19 protein-coding genes are annotated in these 19,336 nt (G+C 39.6%); 15 read left to right on the top strand and 4 right to left on the bottom strand.

The window, feature by feature from the left end; genetic code table 11:
• Positions 1 to 74 precede the first annotated feature (74 nt).
• The 12 genes from H5090_RS06075 (at position 75) to H5090_RS20675 (ending at position 9,421) form a co-directional block, all read left to right on the top strand.
• The gene (locus H5090_RS06075; RefSeq protein ID WP_002959142.1) at positions 75 to 728 is read left to right on the top strand and encodes a thermostable hemolysin; all 654 of its coding nucleotides are present in this window, start codon (positions 75 to 77) and stop codon (positions 726 to 728) included.
• Positions 725 to 2,194: an AMP-binding protein gene (locus tag H5090_RS06070; RefSeq protein WP_182695285.1), complete on the top strand. Its 1,470-nt coding sequence runs from the start codon at positions 725 to 727 to the stop codon at positions 2,192 to 2,194. Before H5090_RS06075 ends, H5090_RS06070 begins: the two co-directional genes overlap by 4 nt.
• Complete coding sequence (locus tag H5090_RS06065) at positions 2,187 to 2,876, top strand: TenA family transcriptional regulator (protein WP_182695284.1); 690 nt, start codon at positions 2,187 to 2,189, stop codon at positions 2,874 to 2,876. The genes H5090_RS06070 and H5090_RS06065 overlap by 8 nt, the downstream gene beginning before the upstream one ends.
• Positions 2,873 to 3,643, top strand: coding sequence for an SDR family oxidoreductase (locus tag H5090_RS06060; protein ID WP_182695283.1), 771 nt, complete (start codon positions 2,873 to 2,875; stop codon positions 3,641 to 3,643). Before H5090_RS06065 ends, H5090_RS06060 begins: the two co-directional genes overlap by 4 nt.
• Before the next feature lie 21 nt (positions 3,644 to 3,664).
• The gene (locus H5090_RS06055) at positions 3,665 to 4,312 is read left to right on the top strand and encodes a hypothetical protein (RefSeq protein ID WP_002959134.1); all 648 of its coding nucleotides are present in this window, start codon (positions 3,665 to 3,667) and stop codon (positions 4,310 to 4,312) included.
• A 7-nt stretch (positions 4,313 to 4,319) separates the two neighbouring features.
• A complete protein-coding gene (locus H5090_RS06050) occupies positions 4,320 to 4,979 on the top strand; it encodes a response regulator transcription factor (RefSeq protein ID WP_024595841.1) in 660 nt (219 codons plus the stop codon).
• A gap of 26 nt (positions 4,980 to 5,005) precedes the next feature.
• Positions 5,006 to 6,319, top strand: a complete 1,314-nt coding sequence (locus H5090_RS06045; protein ID WP_182695282.1) for an ATP-binding protein — start codon at positions 5,006 to 5,008, stop codon at positions 6,317 to 6,319.
• Positions 6,312 to 6,665 carry a cupredoxin domain-containing protein gene (locus H5090_RS06040; protein ID WP_182695281.1) on the top strand — a complete coding sequence of 118 codons (354 nt, stop codon included), beginning with the start codon at positions 6,312 to 6,314 and terminating at the stop codon, positions 6,663 to 6,665. Before H5090_RS06045 ends, H5090_RS06040 begins: the two co-directional genes overlap by 8 nt.
• The gene (locus tag H5090_RS06035; protein ID WP_024595838.1) at positions 6,652 to 7,392 is read left to right on the top strand and encodes a hypothetical protein; all 741 of its coding nucleotides are present in this window, start codon (positions 6,652 to 6,654) and stop codon (positions 7,390 to 7,392) included. The genes H5090_RS06040 and H5090_RS06035 overlap by 14 nt, the downstream gene beginning before the upstream one ends.
• On the top strand, positions 7,389 to 8,105 hold the full coding sequence (locus tag H5090_RS06030) for a hypothetical protein (RefSeq protein WP_182692991.1): 717 nt from the start codon (positions 7,389 to 7,391) through the stop codon (positions 8,103 to 8,105). Before H5090_RS06035 ends, H5090_RS06030 begins: the two co-directional genes overlap by 4 nt.
• A gap of 240 nt (positions 8,106 to 8,345) precedes the next feature.
• Positions 8,346 to 8,555 (top strand): cold-shock protein, encoded by a 210-nt coding sequence (locus tag H5090_RS06025; protein ID WP_002959120.1) that lies wholly within the window; start codon positions 8,346 to 8,348, stop codon positions 8,553 to 8,555.
• Between the two features lie 83 nt (positions 8,556 to 8,638).
• A complete protein-coding gene (locus H5090_RS20675; RefSeq protein WP_310736307.1) occupies positions 8,639 to 9,421 on the top strand; it encodes a transporter substrate-binding domain-containing protein in 783 nt (260 codons plus the stop codon).
• A gap of 2 nt (positions 9,422 to 9,423) precedes the next feature.
• Here the strand turns inward: H5090_RS20675 and H5090_RS06015 are convergent, their stop codons facing one another.
• From H5090_RS06015 to udk, 3 genes are all read right to left on the bottom strand, one after another.
• Complete coding sequence (locus H5090_RS06015; RefSeq protein WP_024605581.1) at positions 9,424 to 10,134, bottom strand: ABC transporter substrate-binding protein; 711 nt, start codon at positions 10,132 to 10,134, stop codon at positions 9,424 to 9,426.
• A 294-nt stretch (positions 10,135 to 10,428) separates the two neighbouring features.
• Positions 10,429 to 11,655 carry a NupC/NupG family nucleoside CNT transporter gene (locus tag H5090_RS06010; RefSeq protein ID WP_039488805.1) on the bottom strand — a complete coding sequence of 409 codons (1,227 nt, stop codon included), beginning with the start codon at positions 11,653 to 11,655 and terminating at the stop codon, positions 10,429 to 10,431.
• Between the two features lie 17 nt (positions 11,656 to 11,672).
• Positions 11,673 to 12,305, bottom strand: a complete 633-nt coding sequence (udk, locus tag H5090_RS06005; protein WP_024596281.1) for a uridine kinase — start codon at positions 12,303 to 12,305, stop codon at positions 11,673 to 11,675.
• 192 nt (positions 12,306 to 12,497) lie between these two features.
• On the opposite strand from udk, the gene H5090_RS06000 reads away from it, so the two are divergent.
• Entirely contained in the window at positions 12,498 to 13,730 is a 1,233-nt protein-coding gene (locus H5090_RS06000; RefSeq protein WP_024596282.1) for a phosphopentomutase, read from the top strand.
• Positions 13,730 to 14,434: a purine-nucleoside phosphorylase gene (gene deoD / locus H5090_RS05995; RefSeq protein WP_024596283.1), complete on the top strand. Its 705-nt coding sequence runs from the start codon at positions 13,730 to 13,732 to the stop codon at positions 14,432 to 14,434. Before H5090_RS06000 ends, deoD begins: the two co-directional genes overlap by 1 nt.
• An 885-nt stretch (positions 14,435 to 15,319) precedes the next feature.
• Here the strand turns inward: deoD and H5090_RS05990 are convergent.
• Positions 15,320 to 16,210: a TPR end-of-group domain-containing protein gene (locus H5090_RS05990; RefSeq protein ID WP_002959108.1), complete on the bottom strand. Its 891-nt coding sequence runs from the start codon at positions 16,208 to 16,210 to the stop codon at positions 15,320 to 15,322.
• Positions 16,211 to 17,115: 905 nt separating this feature from the next.
• On the opposite strand from H5090_RS05990, the gene katG reads away from it, so the two are divergent.
• Positions 17,116 to 19,296: a catalase/peroxidase HPI gene (gene katG / locus H5090_RS05985; RefSeq protein ID WP_182695280.1), complete on the top strand. Its 2,181-nt coding sequence runs from the start codon at positions 17,116 to 17,118 to the stop codon at positions 19,294 to 19,296.
• Positions 19,297 to 19,336 lie beyond the last annotated feature (40 nt).

Raw genomic sequence — 19,336 nt, 5'->3', positions numbered from 1 at the left:
AATTAAGGTTTCTTAAGTTTTCTTTAAGTTTCGCTCGCTAAGTTACAAACATACACTTTATATGAGCGATGTTTATGCAATTAGCACACCTACCTTCATCACCCGTTTATATTCAAAATAACTCACGCTTTGTTAGTGCTCGCGTTAATGATGAGCATAGAAGTGCGTTAGAAAACACAGTTAAAGAAGGGTTTTTAGTCGCTTACAACGCCACGCTTACCTCTTTTATGCCATTACTTTGCCAATATACGACAAACGAAGGGCAATGCACATTGGGTTTAAGGCAAGCAACAGCTCCTCTATTTATAGAGCAATACTTAGCACAGCCCATTGAGCATTTTTTACCTGAGAACACTCAGCGTAATAAAGTATTTGAGCTTGGCAATCTATGCTCTACACATCGCAAAGCAACGCTTGGGCATTTTATTGTTGTTAATGAAGCCCTGCAAAGTGTAGGAGCAAAACATTTAGTATTTTGCGCCACTAAAAAAGTACGTGCACTGCTGCGCTTATTAGGCGTTAACTGCACTGAAATTGCTGTGGCAAACAGTTTTGTTGTGGAGCATCCGCTAAGTTGGGGAAGTTACTACGCTAATCAGCCTACCGTATGCGTTGTGAGTTTAGAGCAAGCTCACCAACAAGTATTAAATACCCCAATGCTTTATAGTTTAATGCAGCAAAACCACTCAAATATCAATTCTTTGGTAAATGCGTTGGTGAACGTATGAATTACTATAATACCCATGCAATATCGCCATTAATTATTGCTTATAATAAAGAACAAACACTTGAAATTAACGGGGATGAGTTTAACCAGCAAATACAAAAAGTAGTAAAAATACTACATAGCTTTAACGGCAAATGTATCGCTTATAAGCTCGATAATACGCCAGCTTGGCTTGTTATTGATGCCGCTGCTGCAGTTTCTAATAAAGTGGCTGTGCCAATTGCTCACTTTTTTAGTGAACAACAAATTCAATATGTACTAGCTCAATGTGGCGCTAATGTATTTATGAGCGACACACTAAACCCTTTATTTGGGGAGCCGGCTGCATCAATTACTTTATTTGAGTGTTACACATTATATATTTACGAAATCGTTGTAGCTAACCCCGGCAGTTATTTTCCAGAAACTCAAAAAGTAACATTTACATCAGGATCAACCGGGCAACCAAAAGGCGTGTGTTTATCTGCAAAGAGCCAAATGCAGGTAGCGCAATCTCTGTGCGATAAAATTAATATTAAAAAGCCTGTGCATTTATGTTTATTGCCGCTTGCTGTATTGCTTGAAAATATAGCCGGTGTGTATGCCCCTTTAAAAAGTGGCGGTACAGTGCATTTAATGCCGTTAAATGAATTAGGCTTTGTTGGTACTGCATTAAAACAGCCCGCACAGCTTATAGCTGCTATTGATAAAGTTAAGCCAAATACGCTTATTTTAGTGCCTGAACTATTAGCATGCTTAGTTACTTTTGCAGAAGATGGGTGGCAACCGCCTAGTTCGTTACAGTTTATTGCCGTAGGTGGTGCGCTTGTCAGCGAAATGCTATTAACCAAAGCGCGTAGCTTAAATTTACCGGTATACCAAGGCTATGGGCTGTCTGAGGCGGCATCTGTAGTTAGTTTAAATACACCCACAAACGATAACATCCACAGTGCCGGCTCTGTGTTACCTCATATTCAAACCAAAATTGAAAATGGTCAGCTTTTTATAAAAGGCGATTTGTTTTTAGGTTACTTAAACCATCAACCTCACAACAAAAACCAGTGGTATGCAACCGGCGATCTAGTCGAGCAGCGTCAAAATACTTTATTTATTAAAGGCCGATTAAAAAACCTAATTATTACCAGCATGGGTCGTAACATCAGTGCCGAGTGGCCTGAATCACTATTACTCAGTCAAAGCGGTATTTTACAAGCCGTTGTGTTTGGTGAGGGGCGACCTTTTCTCAGTGCCATTATTTACGCCGATACAAAGCTAAGTAACCCAGTGTTAGCGCAGTACATTAACGAAATTAATAAACAACTACCCGACTATGCACGAATTCAAAAGTGGCATCGTTTAGCTGCCCCATTAAGTGTGCAACAAGGATTATTAACAACAAATAATCGCCCAAAACGAGATGCCATAAGTAAGCAGTACCATGCTGTGTTTGAGCAATTTTACCGACTTGGAGAAGTAATTAATGAGTGATTTTTTTAACACCCTTAAAGAGCAAACTAAACAAGAGCAAAACTACCTGCTTGCAGCGCCGATTATCCAGCGTGTTTTTAAAGGCGAAGCATCACTTGAAGAATACGCCTCGTTTTTAGCACAAGCGTATCACCATGTTAAGCACACTGTGCCATTAATGATGTCGGTTGGTGCACGATTAACCGACGAACAAGAATGGCTGCGCGAAGCAGTCGCAGAATATATTGAAGAAGAGATTGGTCATCAAGAGTGGGTACTTAATGACATTGCAGCATGTGGTTTTGACAAAGAAACAGTACGGTGTAGTCAGCCGCAATTTGCTACCGAAATGATGGTGTCGTATGCGTACGACTCTATTGCACGTAAAAATCCGTTGAGCTTTTTTGGCATGGTGCATGTGCTTGAAGGCACTTCTATAGCGCTTGCTGATGGCGCGGCTTCAAACATTGCAAATGCTGTGGGCTTACCTAAAAAAGCATTTAGTTATTTAACCTCTCACGGCGCGCTTGATATAGAGCATGTAAAGTTTTTTGAAAACCTAATGAATCAAATAACAGACGAGGCGGATCAGCAAGCCATACTTCATGGTGCAAAGTGCTTTTATCGTTTATACGGCGATATATTTCGTGGACTCGATGACGAACCATTTTTTAAAGCACGTGCACAAGGCAAATTGGCATGAGTAGTTCTTTGTGTGTGCTCACTGGTGCAACAGGCGGAATAGGGCAAGCGATTGCTAAAGCCCTATATGCAAAAGGGTGGAAGTTACTGCTTGTAGGGCGAAATACCCAAGCCCTTGAAAAACTGAGCCGTGCATGCCCAGACAGTGAAATATTTACGGGCGATTTAACCGACGATACAACACGTATTAACCTAGCAATAAAAGCCAAGCAACTCGGCGGCGTTAAATTACTTATTAATAACGCCGGTATAAATGCAATGCAAAGCCTTGAGCACACAAGTAATGAGCAAATAGATAATATGCTCATTACTAATTTGTCGGTGCCTATTAAATTATGCCAGCTATTTTTAGGGCAGTTAGCGTATACCAAAGGCACCATTGTTAACGTGGGATCATCGTTTGGCAGTATTGGCTACCCGTTTCAAACGCTTTATTGCGCCAGTAAATTCGGTTTACGTGGCTTTACAGAAGCGCTCTCTCGTGAGCTTAACGGCTCAGGCATTAAAGTGACCTATTTAGCACCAAGAGCAACAGATACATCTATTAATAGCAGTAAAGCGCGGGCAATGAATAAAGAGCTCGGTAATAAAATGGACTCGCCAGAATTAGTTGCTCAAGAGTTATTAGCTCTTATAAGTTCAAACCAAACAAGGCGCTTTATTGGTTTCCCTGAAAAATTATTTGCACGCATAAATGGCGTATTCCCAAGCGTTGTTGATAACGCTATTGCAAAGCAACTTCCTAAAATTAAACGTTTTTTAAGTTAACAAACACACAAGGGCAAAATTATGTATAAATTTACACTCACATTTTATTTAATACTAACCTCTGTATTTGCAACTGCAGTACACGCAGATGAAGCGCAAGACTTAACCGATATTCAACAAAAGTGGGCAATTGCTAATTACGAACTTGAAGACGATGCGCAAATAGACGCGTTTACGCAACTAAGTGAGCAAAGCGCATTATTTGTTAAAAACTATCCAAGCTCAGCGCAAACACATATTTGGAATGGCATTGTGTTAGCTAGTTTTGCTGGCGCAAAAGGGGGCTTGGGCGCACTTGGTTTAGCAAAAGAAGCAAAAGCGTCACTCGAAAATGCACTCTCGATTGATGGCACTGCATTAAATGGCTCAGCTTACGCAAGCCTTGCAACGCTTTATAGCAAAGTACCTGGCTGGCCAATTGGTTTTGGTGATGACGACAAAGCTGAAAAATTATTTAAACAAGCGCTCGCTTTTAATCTCGAAGGCATTGATACTAATTACTTATACGGTGAATACTTGTATGACGAAGGCGATTATAAACAAGCTAAAGCACGACTACTTGTAGCACAAGCTGCTGGGATTCGTGATACTCGGGCAAAAGCAGATAAATATCGTCAACAAGCAATAAGTCAGCTATTGGCAAAAGTAGATAAAAAATTAAAAAGATAAACACATAATGCATTTATTACTCGTTGAGGACGATCATTTAGTGGCGCAAGGGCTTATTCGCTCTTTGCGCCAAGAGGGCTACAGCGTAGAGCACAGTGGCACAGTAAAGCACGCCTTAGAGTGCCTTTCTAGTGGTGAGATTGAGCTTGTTATTCTCGATTTAGGATTGCCTGATGGCGACGGCTCGCAAGTTTTAAAGCATATTAAAGCGCAAAAAAAAGTTATTCCTGTGGTTATTTTAACTGCTCGCGGCAGTATTGACGACAAAGTCCAAGGGCTCGATATGGGGGCAGATGATTATCTTGCAAAGCCGTTTGACCCTGCTGAGTTATTTGCTCGATTACGTGTAGCAAGCCGGCGCATTAACCAAACTCAGTCAAGCTTATTGCGCTGTGGTGATGTAGTAATGGATACCTCTGCTCATACAGTTAAACTAAGTGGGCAGTCACTTACGCTACCGCGAAGAGAATACATGCTTTTAAAAGCGCTGATGGAAAATCAGGGAAGGGTACAATCAAAACAACAACTCGAAAACAAACTTTACCAATGGGGTGAAGAAGTTGGCTCTAATGCCATAGAGGTGCATATTCATCATCTTCGTAAAAAATTCCCTAGTGATTTTATTAAAACCTTACGTGGCATTGGCTACGTGGTTGGTAAGCGTTAGAGTGTATTTGTTTTTCGAGGTTGAAAATGTCTATTCGTAAACGTCTGACCTTAATTTTACTTTCAATGATGGTGCTAACTTGCTTTTTAGCATTAGTAAAAGGCTATCAAAAAAGTATGCACCACGGTGAAAGTTTGCTTGATGATGAACTTAAAATAGTAGCTGGCGTTTTAATTGAGCAACCATTGGCACTAAGCACAGATGCAGTACAAGTAAGTAATAATAGCGCTCAGTTGTTGTATCAAATTTGGCAAAATAATAATTTACTTAGTGGCTCATCGAGTTTAACGAATAACCAAATTAGTTTTAGCGAGGGCTTTCAAACGGCCAATGTAGCAGGGCAGCGTATGCGGGTATTTGTGATGAGTAAAAACACCCGTAAAATCATCGTTGCTGAACCTATGGCAAAGCGTTTTGAATTAGCTGAAGCCGTTATTTTATCTGCAATGTTACCTATGCTATGGGCAGTCCCTCTGCTTGCTATTTTTATTAGCTTTTTTGTTAAATACGCATTAGCCCCTCTTACTCGATTATCTAAGCAGTTAGCGTCTCGCCAAGCGAACGACTTTACGCCAATTAACTGGCAAGTAACCGACGAGGAAATTAAACCGGTTATTAATCGTTTAAACGACTTATTTAAACGCGTAGAAACTGCCTACTTACGGGAGCGCTTTTTTGCCTCAGATGCAGCTCACGAATTACGTACCCCACTTAGTAGTTTAAAAATTAATGTACATAATTTGGCTAATAAACAAAGTAATCTGCAAGACCATCAAGAATTACAAGCTATGTCGCAGGGCATTAATCGTTTAAGTAATATTGTCGAGCAAATGCTAATTTTAGGGCGCACTCAGCCTGAACAATGGCAGAGGCAATTTAGTGAACAATCATTGCTAACGATTACTCAGCAAGTCGTATCGGAGCAATACGACAAAATAGATGAAAAAAACCAAACCATTAGTCTTGAAGGCGATGATTTTGTAATTAATGGTGATGAGTTTACATTAACCACACTTATCGCTAATTTACTTAGCAATGCCATAAAGTACACACCTGATAATGGTCAGATTATAATTAAATTAGTACCAAGTAATGACGGCTTTAGTTGGCAAATTGATGATTCTGGTGCGGGTATGACTGAAGAACAAAAAGAGCGAATATTCAATCGTTTTTATCGAGTAGGTGGCGATCAGCATCCATCAGGCGAGCAAGGTGCTGGTTTAGGTATGGCGATTGTGCAACATATAATTGCTATTTATGGCGCAAGTATTCATTTAGCGAATAGCCCTTTAGGCGGACTAACCGTTAAGGTTACTTTTACAGGAGTAAAAAGTGACTAAACGTTTATTTAATCGGTGCCTTTGTTGTTTGCTATTTTTGTCGTTTAACGCGGCGAGTAAAGAGTACCTTATTGTTTTGAAAGATCACTTGTTCTACCCCTCACAAATTACCATTCCCGCAAATAAAAAAGTAAAACTATTGATAGAAAACCAAGATAGCACACCAGAAGAGTTTGATAGCTTTGATCTAAACAGAGAAAAAGTACTCTACCCAAACCGTAAAAGCATTATTTATATAGGGCCGCTTAGTAAAGGGTATTACGAATTTTTTGGTGAGTTTTCGCCCAATACAGCAAGGGGCGTTGTAATAGTTGATGATGAGGAAGCGAAGCATGCTAATAACTAGTTTAGTCATGAGCCTTAATCAATTGCTACCTGTGGCTATTTTATTAGTGCTACTACAAGTAGTTAAAAAACAAAGCGCTTTAAAAATAGGATCTGCTTTATTAATTGGCGCGCTCATGTCGTTTTTGTACATGCAAAGTGCGTCGTGGGTGAGCCAGTGGTTTGAACACCAAGGGCTAGAGTACTCACAAATAGGGCTATGTATTACTATATTTATAGCCGTATTAGTATTTGCAATAAAACAAAAATCAGCGGCTTTTTATATTGCTGTTATAAGCACAATAACATTGTATTTAAGCCACTATATTATTTACCTCACCAGTTTTTGGCAAAGTAATGATGCAGGGCAAAGCTTATTTATTGGCACTTTATTAGGTGTTGGAATTTGTTTAAGTTTTAGCGTATTGCTGTACTTTTTAATGAATGCAATTAAGCACCGCTTTGGTATGTATCCGCTTTTTACTTTGCTTGCTTTTAACAGCGCGGCTAAGTTATTAGTTGCACTGGATTTGGCAAGCCAAATAGACTTAATTACCAACACCGCAACCGTGTGGGATTTACGCGATGTATTAAGCGAAAACTCTGAGCTCGGGCGCGTACTGCGTGCTCTTGTTGGTTACGAGGCTACCCCTGATCTAATGAGTGTACTTATATATAGTACTAGTAGCGTGATATTTTTATCACTTTGTTATGTTATTTCGGCTTCAATATCTAAGGAACGTGTATGAAAGCACTCAACCTATATTTAGCGCTTAGCTTTACCGTTTTTTGTTTGTTGGTACTTTCAATCCCAGCAAAGGCCGATGGAATTGTTGTTGATAAGGTATATCACCCCTATGTTTTACCTTTTGAGCGAGAGTTTGAATGGCGGTTAGTGTCGCACCAAACAGATAGTGGCAACATACTAGCGCAGCGTTTGGGTGGTGGCGGTGCTATTAACGATACAATGGCACTAGAAGGCTATTTAGTTGGTGAGCGAGATGACAACGGCGACTTTGGTTTAGAAGCTTATGAGCTTGAACTACGCTGGCAATTAATTGAGCAAGGTAAATTATGGGCTGATTGGGGGGCATTATTTGAGCTTGAAAAAAAACATAATGAAGATGTGTATGAAGCAACTTCGGGTTTTGTGATCGAAAAAGAGTTTGGCAAAACAAGCTTAACTATGAATGCTTTTTTGGTTTACGAGTGGGGGCAGGATATACAAAATGAATGGGAAAGCGAGTTTAGAGCGCAATATCGCTATCGATATCGTTCTGCTTTTCAGCCATCTATTGAGGTGTACGTAGGAGAAGACTTTGTTGGCATAGGGCCTGGGTTTATAGGTTTGCAGCGTTTTGATGGACAAAAGCAGTTAAAATGGGAAGCGGGTTTTATCACTGAGATAAGCCAATCAGAAAAAAATCATAGTTTTAGGCTCGCATTAGAATTTGAATTTTAATAACCAAGGAAAGCGGTTTTGGTTGTTTATCACTCTGATTATAGATAGGTACTTGACATATTTTAAAAAATCTATATAGTGGGCTGCAGCTAGAAAGAAAGCATGTAAGCTATAAATCTCCATTTCGATGTTGTATAAGTAATACTTGTAGTACCGTCCTGAAGTTTTTAAAGTACCATCTCATTTTTTGCTACACCCGCTCTTATGAGCATATTTTTTATTTTATATCAGGATATTACAATGTCTAACATCGTATCAGGTACAGTTAAGTGGTTCAACGAGTCTAAAGGTTTTGGTTTCATCGAGCAAGAAAATGGCCCAGACGTTTTCGCACATTTCTCAGCAATCAAAAGCGAAGGTTTCAAAACTTTAGCTGAAGGCCAACGTGTAGAGTTTACTCTTTCACAAGGTCAAAAAGGTCCACAAGCTGATAACATCACAGCTGTATAATTTTACTTTTTAAGTAAAATGAAAAAAAAGCGCTTAAGGCGCTTTTTTTGTGTCTGAAATTTGACTCAACCTAAGCTGCACTTATTATTAATGTAAGTTCATCAGTAGGTATCGTTATCATTAAATCCTTCCTTATACTTGTTTTTATATTTATCAGTCATTACGCACAGGCTGAAGATTTCAAGCTCACGGTCTACACTGAGCACTTTTCGCCATACAATTTTGAAAACAAAGCGCGTCAACTTGTTGGCATAAATCTCGATATTGTAAAAGATGTATGCATTGCGTCAGACATTACCTGTGAATTTAAAATATTTCCTTGGAAACGTGCTTACAGCCTAGTCCAAAAAGAAAAGCATTCAGGTATTATCTCTATCGCTAAAACATCTCAAAGAACGCCTATTTTTAATTGGGTAGGGCCTTTGGCATCCAGTGAAACATTTTTTTATAAACTTAAAAAAAATACTCAGTTAAAAATGAATAGCTTAAATGAAGCAAAGCAGTTTTCACTTGCTATCGTAAGAGGGGATATTTACGAATCCATAATTAAAAAAGTAGGGTTTGAAGCAGGTAAAAACCTTTTGTCCATAGGTGATGAAAAGCAATATATGCACTTGTTTTTAAATAGTAAAATAGATTTGATTTTAGGCTCTGAATACACCATTGGTTATCAACTTTCGCCTTTTGGGTATAGTGAAGACGATGTCGTTAGGCTGCAGGAATTACCATTACCTGAGATAGCAGGTAACTACATCGCGTTTAATAAATTAGTACCCAATTACATTGTAGAGCGTTTTAATAGGGAGTTTGAAAAGCTTAAAAAGAAGGATAACTTTTCGGCTTATAAAAAACGTTATAAGCGCTAATGTTAGTACCTGTAAGGCAGCCCTTTCTTTTGCTTTATTTTTAAAAATGCAGCTTGCAGTGATTCTATTAAATGCATATCTGTTTTTTTATTCGCAGCTAAATAAGCATCAATTGTTAGCTCATCTATTTTATAAATAAACTTTAAGTGTGCTGGTTTGAGCTTTAGATAATCACTCATCTGCTGCATATATAAAGGATCGTCTACAATTAAATCTACTTTTTTAGCGAGTAGTAAAGAGTATGACTTTTGAATATCAGAGGTTAAAACAACTTCAAACCCCAGTTTTGCGAGGGTTTGTGTTGAAAAATCATTGCGCTGCATAGCAATTTTGTACACTTTAGCTTGTTCAGTAGTGTTTATAATAAGATCATCTCGCTCTGATAGGCCAATAAAGCCTAGTTCAAAACGTTCGACAGGTCCTATCCAATAAAATTTGTCTTCTCGCTCTACAGTGCGTGCAAGGCTGTATATAAAGGTATTTTTAAGCTCATCTGCAATTTTATAAGCACGTGCCCAAGGGTACATTTGAATGTTAGGTGTTAGATCAGCCTCAGCAAATATATCTCTAATAAATTGAGTACCTTCACCTGCTACCTCACCATCAATCAACACCTGGTTTGGCGGTGCTAACTCTGTAACAACAAGGATGGGTTCTTTTGCTTGAACATACACAGAGCAAATTAAAAAAAGAGAATAAAGAATATATTTCACAATAGCGGATCGTTAGTCGGTTAGCTTAAGTAATATAAGTGTGGCTGAAAATACGAAAAACACAAAAAATATTTATGTGAATTTGTTACTAAGATATTGGTTTATTTGAGTTATATATAACCATAAATAAGGTTAAATAGCTTGAAGGTGGGGGAGTGTATAAATGTGGAAGGCCTAAAACGATAAAAGGGCCTTGCGGCCCTTGGTGAAGTATCGTTCAAGTCAGATAGAGCTTTAACCCCTTAAAGCGCTATCCTCTTGTTTTGCAACACCGGTGTTCATCTCAATAAGTTTCTAAGCTAGCGAGAGGAAAAACCCAGCAATTGCTGCGCTCATAAGGTTAGCCATAGATCCTGCTAACACTGCTCTGAGCCCTAAGCGTGCGATATCCTTCCGCCGACTAGGCGCCATACCGCCTAACCCACCTAGTAAAATGGCTATCGATGATAAGTTAGCAAAGCCACATAGAGCAAAAGTAACAATTGCTTGTGTGTGCGCGCTTAACGTATCGCGATAATTTATAAAGTCTAAGTAAGCAACAAACTCGTTCACTACTATCTTTTGACCAATAAAGCTGCCGGCTATAATTGCTTCATCCCATGGCACACCTAGTAACCATGCAACAGGAGCAAATACATAACCTAATATTTCTTGAAGCGTTAATGTTGGGTAATCAAACCACCCACCAATACCACCTAATAAACCGTTTAGTAGTGCAATTAGCGCTACAAAAGCAAGTAACATTGCACCTACATTAAGTGCTAAATGCATACCGTTTGCTGCACCTGATGCAGCTGCATCAATTACATTTACAGGCTTATCTTCGTCATCTAAATCTAAATCAGCTAAGTTATCTTTAGGCGTTTCAGTTTCTGGCACAATCATCTTGGCCATTAAAAAACCACCTGGAGCAGCCATAAAGCTCGCTGCTATTAAATACTTAAGATCTACGCCAATAATAACGTAACCGGCCATTACAGAGCCTGCCACAGTGGCTAAGCCACCTACCATCACTGCAAACAATTCCGATTTAGTCATTGTTGCTATAAATGGCTTAACTATTAGCGGTGCTTCAGTTTGGCCAACAAAAATATTTGCTGTCGCTGAAAGCGATTCTGTGCGAGAGGTTTTCAATAATTTTTGTAAACCGCCGCCTAAAATCCTAATTATCCAATCCATAATGCCAAGGTGATACAACACAGCAACAAGTGCTGAGAAAAACACGATAACGGGCAAAACTTGAATCGCAAAAATAAAACCTAATGTGTCTTGTGAGGCAAGTGGGCCAAACAAAAACCCAATACCGTCGTTTGCATAACCAATAACCGACGATACGGCTGCTGACATGCTCGTTAACACATTTTTTCCCGCTTCAAAAAACAGGACAAAACCGCCAATAACAACTTGCATCGCAAATGCTATACCAACGGTTCTTAAATTAATTGCCTTGCGATTAGTTGATGCCGCAAAGGCAATGCTTAGTAGCACACACATGCCCACTAAGCTCATAAATGTTGTCATACAAATGTTTCCCGTTGTTATTCTTGTAGTAAATATTTTATCTTACTTTTTATTATATCAATCGCAACGCGGTTCATACCGCCTCGAGTCACAACTAAATCTGCGTTATGCTTAGAAGGCTCAATAAATTGATAAAACATCGGTCTAACAGTTGCTTGATACTGCTCAACAACAGATTGTAATGTTCTGCCTCGTTGCTCCATATCACGTTGCATACGACGCATTAAGCAAATATCTAAAGGCGTATCTATAAACACCTTAATATCAAATTCTTTATTAAGCGCTTTGTCACTCAATAATAAAATACCTTCAACAATGAGTATTTTAGCAGCAGGCACTCGGCGAGTTTTCTCGCTACGTGTATGCTGTGCATAATCATACGTTGGTACTTCAACTGAATTTCCACTACGAAGCTGTGTTAAATGCTCAAGCATTAACGCATGTTCAAATGCATCAGGATGGTCGTAATTCGTTTGCGTACGATGCGCCATCGGTAAATGCGACTGATCCTTGTAGTAAGCATCTTCTTCAATAATGGCGATAGCGCCTGGTTCAAGCTCATTAACCAATTCATTGTATATAGTTTGGCTAAAAAGAGATTTGCCCGACGCAGACGCGCCTGCAATAGCTATAATAGTAGTTCGTGTCACTAAAGTTCTCACCCACACAGAAGGATATATTGTTGGTAGATCACAATAGCAAAAAAGACACGATTAATCTCTTTTGCTTCGCTTAAGAATGCAAATTTATAATGTTTAGGTTTTATGAAACAGGACTTTTGTCCTGTACGGAAAAATCGATCAGCGGATAAAGTAACCACCTAGAATCAAAGTGAGGTCAAAATGGCAAGAGCAATTATCTTAATGGCAGATAGCCTAGGAATCGGTGCAGCACCAGATGCAGATAAATTCGGCGATCTTGGGGCTAATACATTCGCTCACTTACTAAAAGCATATTACGACGAAACAGGCGCTGCATTATCGCTTCCTAACCTATCAAAACTTGGGTTAGTGGATGCATGTGAAGCTGCCGGTGGAGAACCGTGTTTAATTTCAGACCGCCAAGCTTCTCAAGGAGCATGGGGTTACGCTAAAGAATTATCTAGCGGAAAAGACACGCCATCAGGTCATTGGGAAATGGCAGGAGTACCTGTGTTATTTGATTGGGGATATTTCCCAAAAACACAGCCAAGTTTCCCACAAGAATTTATAGACGAGTTTATAGCTCGTACTGGTATCCCTGGCATTTTAGGCAACTGCCATGCATCGGGAACAACCATTTTAGAACAGCTAGGTGAAGAGCACGTAAAAACAGGTAAACCAATCTGTTACACCTCAGCTGATAGCGTGTTTCAAATAGCCGCGCATGAAGAGTCATTCGGCCTAGAGAAGCTTTATCAAGTTTGCGAAATCGCACGGGCGCTACTTGATGAAATGAATATAGGACGAGTGATTGCGCGGCCATTTTTGGGTTCAAATAGCCAAGACTTTGCCCGCACAGGTAATCGTCGCGACTATTCAGTGCTTCCGCCAGCACCAACATTGCTAGATGTGTTAGCAAAAGACGGCGGCGAAGTAATTAGTATTGGTAAAATTTCAGATATTTACGCGCATCAGGGCATAACCCAAAAGCATAAAGCACCTGGGCTTATGAACTTGCTAGAAAAAACCAGCGAAGTAATGAAAAGCGCACCAGATCATAGCTTAATCTTTACTAACCTAGTTGATTTTGATGAAAAATTTGGTCATCGCCGTAACCCAGTAGGTTATGCAAAAGCATTAAAAGAATTTGATGACTATTTACCAACTATACTAAAACAGTTAAACGCAGATGATATATTAATGATCACTGCAGATCACGGTTGTGACCCAACCTTTCCAGGTTCTGAGCACACTCGCGAATATGTACCGGTTATTGCATATAAACCAGGTATGAGTAACACACCTCTAGGTGAACGCAACAGCTTTGCAGATATCGGTCAAACACTGGCACAGTGGTTTAACTTATCTGCGCTTGATTACGGCGACAGCTTTTTAAATGAGCTAACAACGCCAAATAAAAAGGAAAACAATTAATGAGTACTCCGCATATCAGTGCAAACGTTGGTGATTTCGCCGAAACAGTATTAATGCCAGGCGATCCGCTACGTGCGCAATATATTGCTGAAAACTTTTTAGATGATGCAGTACAGGTTACAGGTGTTCGTAACATGTACGGTTTCACTGGTACTTACAAAGGTAAGCCAGTAAGCATCATGGGTTCAGGCATGGGCATTCCATCAATGTCTATTTATGCACGTGAGCTAATTGTAAGCTTTGGCGTTAAAAATATTATACGTATTGGTACGTGTGGGGGTATTGGCACAGATATCAAAATCCGTGACGTAATTTTTGCACAAGGTGCAAGCACAGATTCAAACGTAAACCGTGCACGTGTTCGTGGCTACGATTTTGCTGCTATTGCTAACTTTGACCTACTTTTAAACGGTGTAAACGCCGCTAAAGAGCTAGGAATAGAAGCAAAAGTAGGTAACGTATTTACAACCGACACTTTCTACCAAGCAGACGACTCGTTCTATAAAGACTTAGACAAGTTAGGCATGCTAGCAGTAGATATGGAAACAGCCGGTTTATATGGCGTTGCAGCTGAATACGGCGCAAATGCAATGGCATTATTTACAGTAAGTGACCACGTAATCACCGGTGAAGCAACACCTGCTGATGAGCGTCAAAGCACGTTTAACGAAATGGTTAAAATTGCATTAGAGTCAATAGCTTAAATAATACATAACAGTTCCTTGGTAACGTATTCACTAAGTTTTGGAGACACGCCCAAAGTGAAGTGAGACTAACCTCCAAAGCCGCATTTTATGCGGCTTTTTTTATGCCTGAAGAAAATGGGTAGCAGCTTCTAATTACTTATACCAATTCGCTTAATTAAGTGATCTATTTTGAGGATGGAAAACGTGTTGATAGCTAGGCAAAAAATTCGCTATTTAGTTGTTCTAAATGAGAATTTTTTAACGCAGGTAGCGACACGTTTAGCCCCTAAAAATGATTAAGTATTATTGCGGGTTGGTATTAATTCAACCATCCTAAAAACTACGTTTTTAAACGCCTGCAAGCAGCGCGTCTACAGGTAAATTAAACTGCTGAGTGTAAGTTTTCCACGTAGGCGCAGAGCTTGCTCGCGCGAGAAGCACTTAAGCTAACTACTCTAAAAGCGCAGCATCTCTAAACCTATTTGTGTATAACAGCCCTAAAAAACAATATGCACGCAGAGAAGAAAAGGAGGAGCAAATGAGAAGAGCAAAACCAATGCTGACTCGGCATTATAAAAGTACAAGCGTTGCTTTAAAAGCTTGTAACCTGCGCGAATAGCTGTGTTTATACCAAGTTTAGAGTATGACTTGTTGCTCATGTTAGAAGCACAGTTTCTGATTGTTTTTATTATTTTAACTTCTAAGCTCTTCTCTAAAAGCGCAGCGTCTCTAAACCTCTTTGTGAATTAATCACTTTTGATCTTAGCTCTACGCTAGAGCTGAGTTTGTAGAGCGCAGTTAAGCTTCTAATTACACAACAAACTTTACCTTTAAAAACAAAAAAAGGGCCAAGGCCCTTTTTTATGGTGTTGCGCCTAATCATACAGGCCAAATTCTGAGTGCTTAAACAACTTCACCAGCCACTATCGTATTAAAGCTGTCGTTGTCATGCAGGCTTGCAAATGCGCTCTCGTGTAATAATTCATTACGTAAGTTTGGAGAGTATTCAAGTGCCATTTTAATATCGGCTAAGGCATCAGCATGCTTATGTGTTAGTGCATAAGCACAGGCTCGTTGCCAATAGGCATAACCATAGTCACTATCTATATCAATAGCTTGATTACACAGCTCAATGGCTTGTGCTGTTTCGTTTATTTCTAGTAGTGCATCGGCTTTATAAGCAATGGCTTCCACATCTTCAGGTTTGCGATTGAGTATTTCGTCAAAAATTTCAATTTTATTTGCAAAATCACTTTCTAGGTTTGCGCGCATCCACAACGAATGAACTTCGTTAGTCACCGATATGCGCTCTTGGTTGCTGAGTATTTCTTCTGAGCGAACGCGTAGTTTTTCTTCAAGAATTTTTAATCGGTCTTCATACTCGTCTGTAATTACACTCACACGCGTATTTACAATATCTTCTACTTTGTTTTTAACATCGCGCAACGAGTTCCAACCCACTAAAACTAAAATCGACGCCGTAGCGGTAATTATAAAAAACACATTATTAATGGTATCTGTAGTGTACGTTAATGCGCGATCGGCAGTATCAAGCTGCGCATGAGTAACCTGCTTAGTTACATCTTCACGAAGCTTTTGCTGATCTTGCCTAACTGCTTTTAGCTCATCTAATATGTAACGTTCCATTAGCGGCTTATACATAGGCTCTTTGAGTTGTTGAAGAGCTTGTTGCTCTTGTTGTGCTGTAGGTGAAGCTGGTTGCTTTTCAGCAGAGTTCACTATGCCCGAAAACAAAGTTAAACAAACAAAAAGTACAGATAGGTAATAACGCATTGGTACGCCTAATTAAATTAATTACTGTAATAACTTTAACATGCAGGGCTTAATGGCACTAGGGCGTGTTGTTCTTTGTGGATTAAAATTGACCTAATTTAGATAGGAGCAATAGTTGTAAAATTTTTTTAGCCTAGTGAGCTTAGCAATAATAGGGTAAAGCGTGAGCATATTACCCATGCTCAGGTAATTTGAGTAAAAATAGGCAAAAAAAACCAGCTCAAGGTGAGCTGGCAAAAACTGCTTAAAACAACAATATGTCGTAGGGATTCACAGGAGAACAACTTCATACTAACTGAATATTTATGAACAAATACTTAATTCAATTCAACTAGTTAAAAATATAAGAATACTCAAAGTATTCGGTTTATAAAGTAAAGGTGCATTGGGCTTAAGTAATGCACCTTTATCATTATAACTATCTAACTACAATTTCATGGTGAAGGGGGGTATTCCAATGTGCGCTTTAGTAAACTAAAGCCACTTTCAAACCCTTCACACACCATTACGCCGAAATTTTTCAATTCGATCACAGGTCTAGTAAAAAGATTAAGGTTAATTCACCGATTTTTAAATTTTTTATTTTGCGTAATGCTTTATATGAGCACCATCTGACTTTTTTACTATTATTTTAAACGCCACTTTAAGCCTATTGTTAAATACATCATTAACGTAAGGGCAATCAAAAATATAAATTGGAGCAATCGTTTTAAATAGTATGTTGAGGCTGGCGTAGCATAATTTATACGCCTATATTAAGGATACGTAAGCACTTAGGTAGGCACGCTGAGTAAAAAGTAAGCCTATTAAATAAAAATAACCGTTACTTTTTAAAAAGTTATAAACACATAAGCAATAATACTGATTGATTAAGTATTTTACTTTTCTATTTTAAGGATTTCACAATGAGCAAGCCAACAGCGGGTAAATGCCCTGTTATGCACGGTAGTAATTCAGTTGTTTCTAAAGTAAACACCGATTGGTGGCCAAACACACTCAACTTAGACATTCTTCATCAACACGATACTAAATCAAATCCATACGGCACTAATTTTAACTACGCAGAAGAATTTAAATCTCTAGATTTAGACGAAGTAAAAGCCGACTTAAAAACCTTTATGACCGACAGCCAAGATTGGTGGCCTGCCGATTGGGGGCATTACGGTGGTTTAATGATTCGTATGGCATGGCACTCAGCGGGTACGTACCGTTTATCTGATGGTCGTGGTGGCGCAAGTACCGGTAATCAACGTTTCTCGCCTTTAAATTCATGGCCAGATAACGCAAGCTTAGATAAAGCACGCAGACTTTTATGGCCACTTAAGAAAAAATACGGTAACAAACTCTCATGGGCCGATTTATTTATTCTTGCTGGTAATATGGCATACGAATCAATGGGTCTTAAAATTTATGGTTTTGCGGGCGGCCGTGAAGACATTTGGCATCCAGAAAAAGATATTTACTGGGGTGCAGAAAAAGAATGGTTAGCACCAAGTGATGAACGCTACGACAATGTAGAAAAACCAGACACCATGGAAAACCCATTAGCCGCAGTACAAATGGGCCTAATTTACGTTAACCCTGAAGGTGTTAATGGTATACCAGATCCACAAAAAACGGCAGATCACGTACGTGAAACATTTGCTCGCATGGCGATGGACGATGAAGAAACCGCAGCGCTAACAGTGGGCGGCCATACAGTAGGTAAAACTCACGGTAATGGTAAAGCAGAGCACTTAGGTCCAGAGCCAGAAGCAGCAGACGTTCACGAGCAAGGTTTAGGTTGGAACAGCACCAAAGAAGGCGGCTTTGGTCGTCATACTGTAACTTCAGGCCTTGAAGGCGCATGGACCACACACCCAACTACATGGGATAACGGATACTGCCACTTACTTTTAAATTACGAATGGGAATTAACAAAAAGCCCAGCTGGCGCTCATCAGTGGGAACCTGTAAATATTAAAGAAGAAGACAAACCAGTAGACGTAGAAGATCCATCAATTCGTTTAAACCCAATGATGACCGATGCCGATATGGCCATGAAAGTGGACCCTGCGTACCGTAAAATTATTGAGCGTTTTTATAACGACTTTGAATACTTCTCTGATGTATTTGCACGCGCATGGTTTAAGCTAACTCACCGCGATTTAGGTCCTAAAGCATGTTACTTAGGTAAAGATGTACCAAGCGAAGACCTAATTTGGCAAGATCCTATTCCAGCAGTTGATTACACATTATCAGACGATGAAATCACAAGCTTAAAAGCACAGCTACTTGATTGCGGTGTAAGTGCAAGTGATTTAATAAATACAGCGTGGGATAGTGCACGTACGTATCGTGGTTCTGATCGTCGCGGTGGCGCAAATGGCGCACGTATTCGTTTAGCACCACAAAAAGATTGGCAAGGTAATGAGCCAGAGCGCTTAGCAAGTGTGCTTAGTGCCCTTGAAAAAGTACAGGCGGGTTTATCTAAGCCAGTAAGCATGGCTGATTTAATCGTTTTAGGTGGTACAGCGGCTGTAGAGCAAGCTGCAAAACAAGCCGGTGTTAATGTAACAGTACCATTTGCACCAGGACGAGGGGACGCAACAGACGAAATGACTGATGCAGAATCGTTCGATCCGCTTGAGCCTGTTCATGATGGATTTAGAAACTACCTTAAAAATGACTTTAGCGTATCCTCAGAAGAGCTATTGTTAGAGCGCAGCCAATTAATGGGCTTAACAGCACCAGAAATGACTGCACTTATGGGCGGCATGCGTGTACTAGGCACAAACTACGCAGGCACTAAACATGGCGTATTTACCGATAATGTAGGCACGCTATCTACCGACTTTTTTGTAAACCTAACCGACATGGCTAACAACTGGAAGCCACTAGAGCCAGGTATATATAATATTGTTGAGCGCAAAACAGGCACCATTAAATGGACTGCCACACGCGTAGATTTAGTGTTTGGTTCAAACTCTATTTTACGTGCCCTAAGTGAGTTTTATGCACAAGACGATAATAAAGAACGTTTTGTACATGACTTTGTAAATGCATGGGTAAAAGTAATGAACGCAGACAGGTTCGATCTTAAATAATCTGTACGCTAAATAAAAACGGGGGAGTATTGAATACTCC

Source organism: Pseudoalteromonas sp. SR43-5, assembly GCF_014163835.1.
GTDB lineage: Bacteria > Pseudomonadota > Gammaproteobacteria > Enterobacterales > Alteromonadaceae > Pseudoalteromonas > Pseudoalteromonas distincta.
Note: the sequence above shows the minus strand (reverse complement) of the source record. Positions and strands in the feature narration are given on the sequence as shown.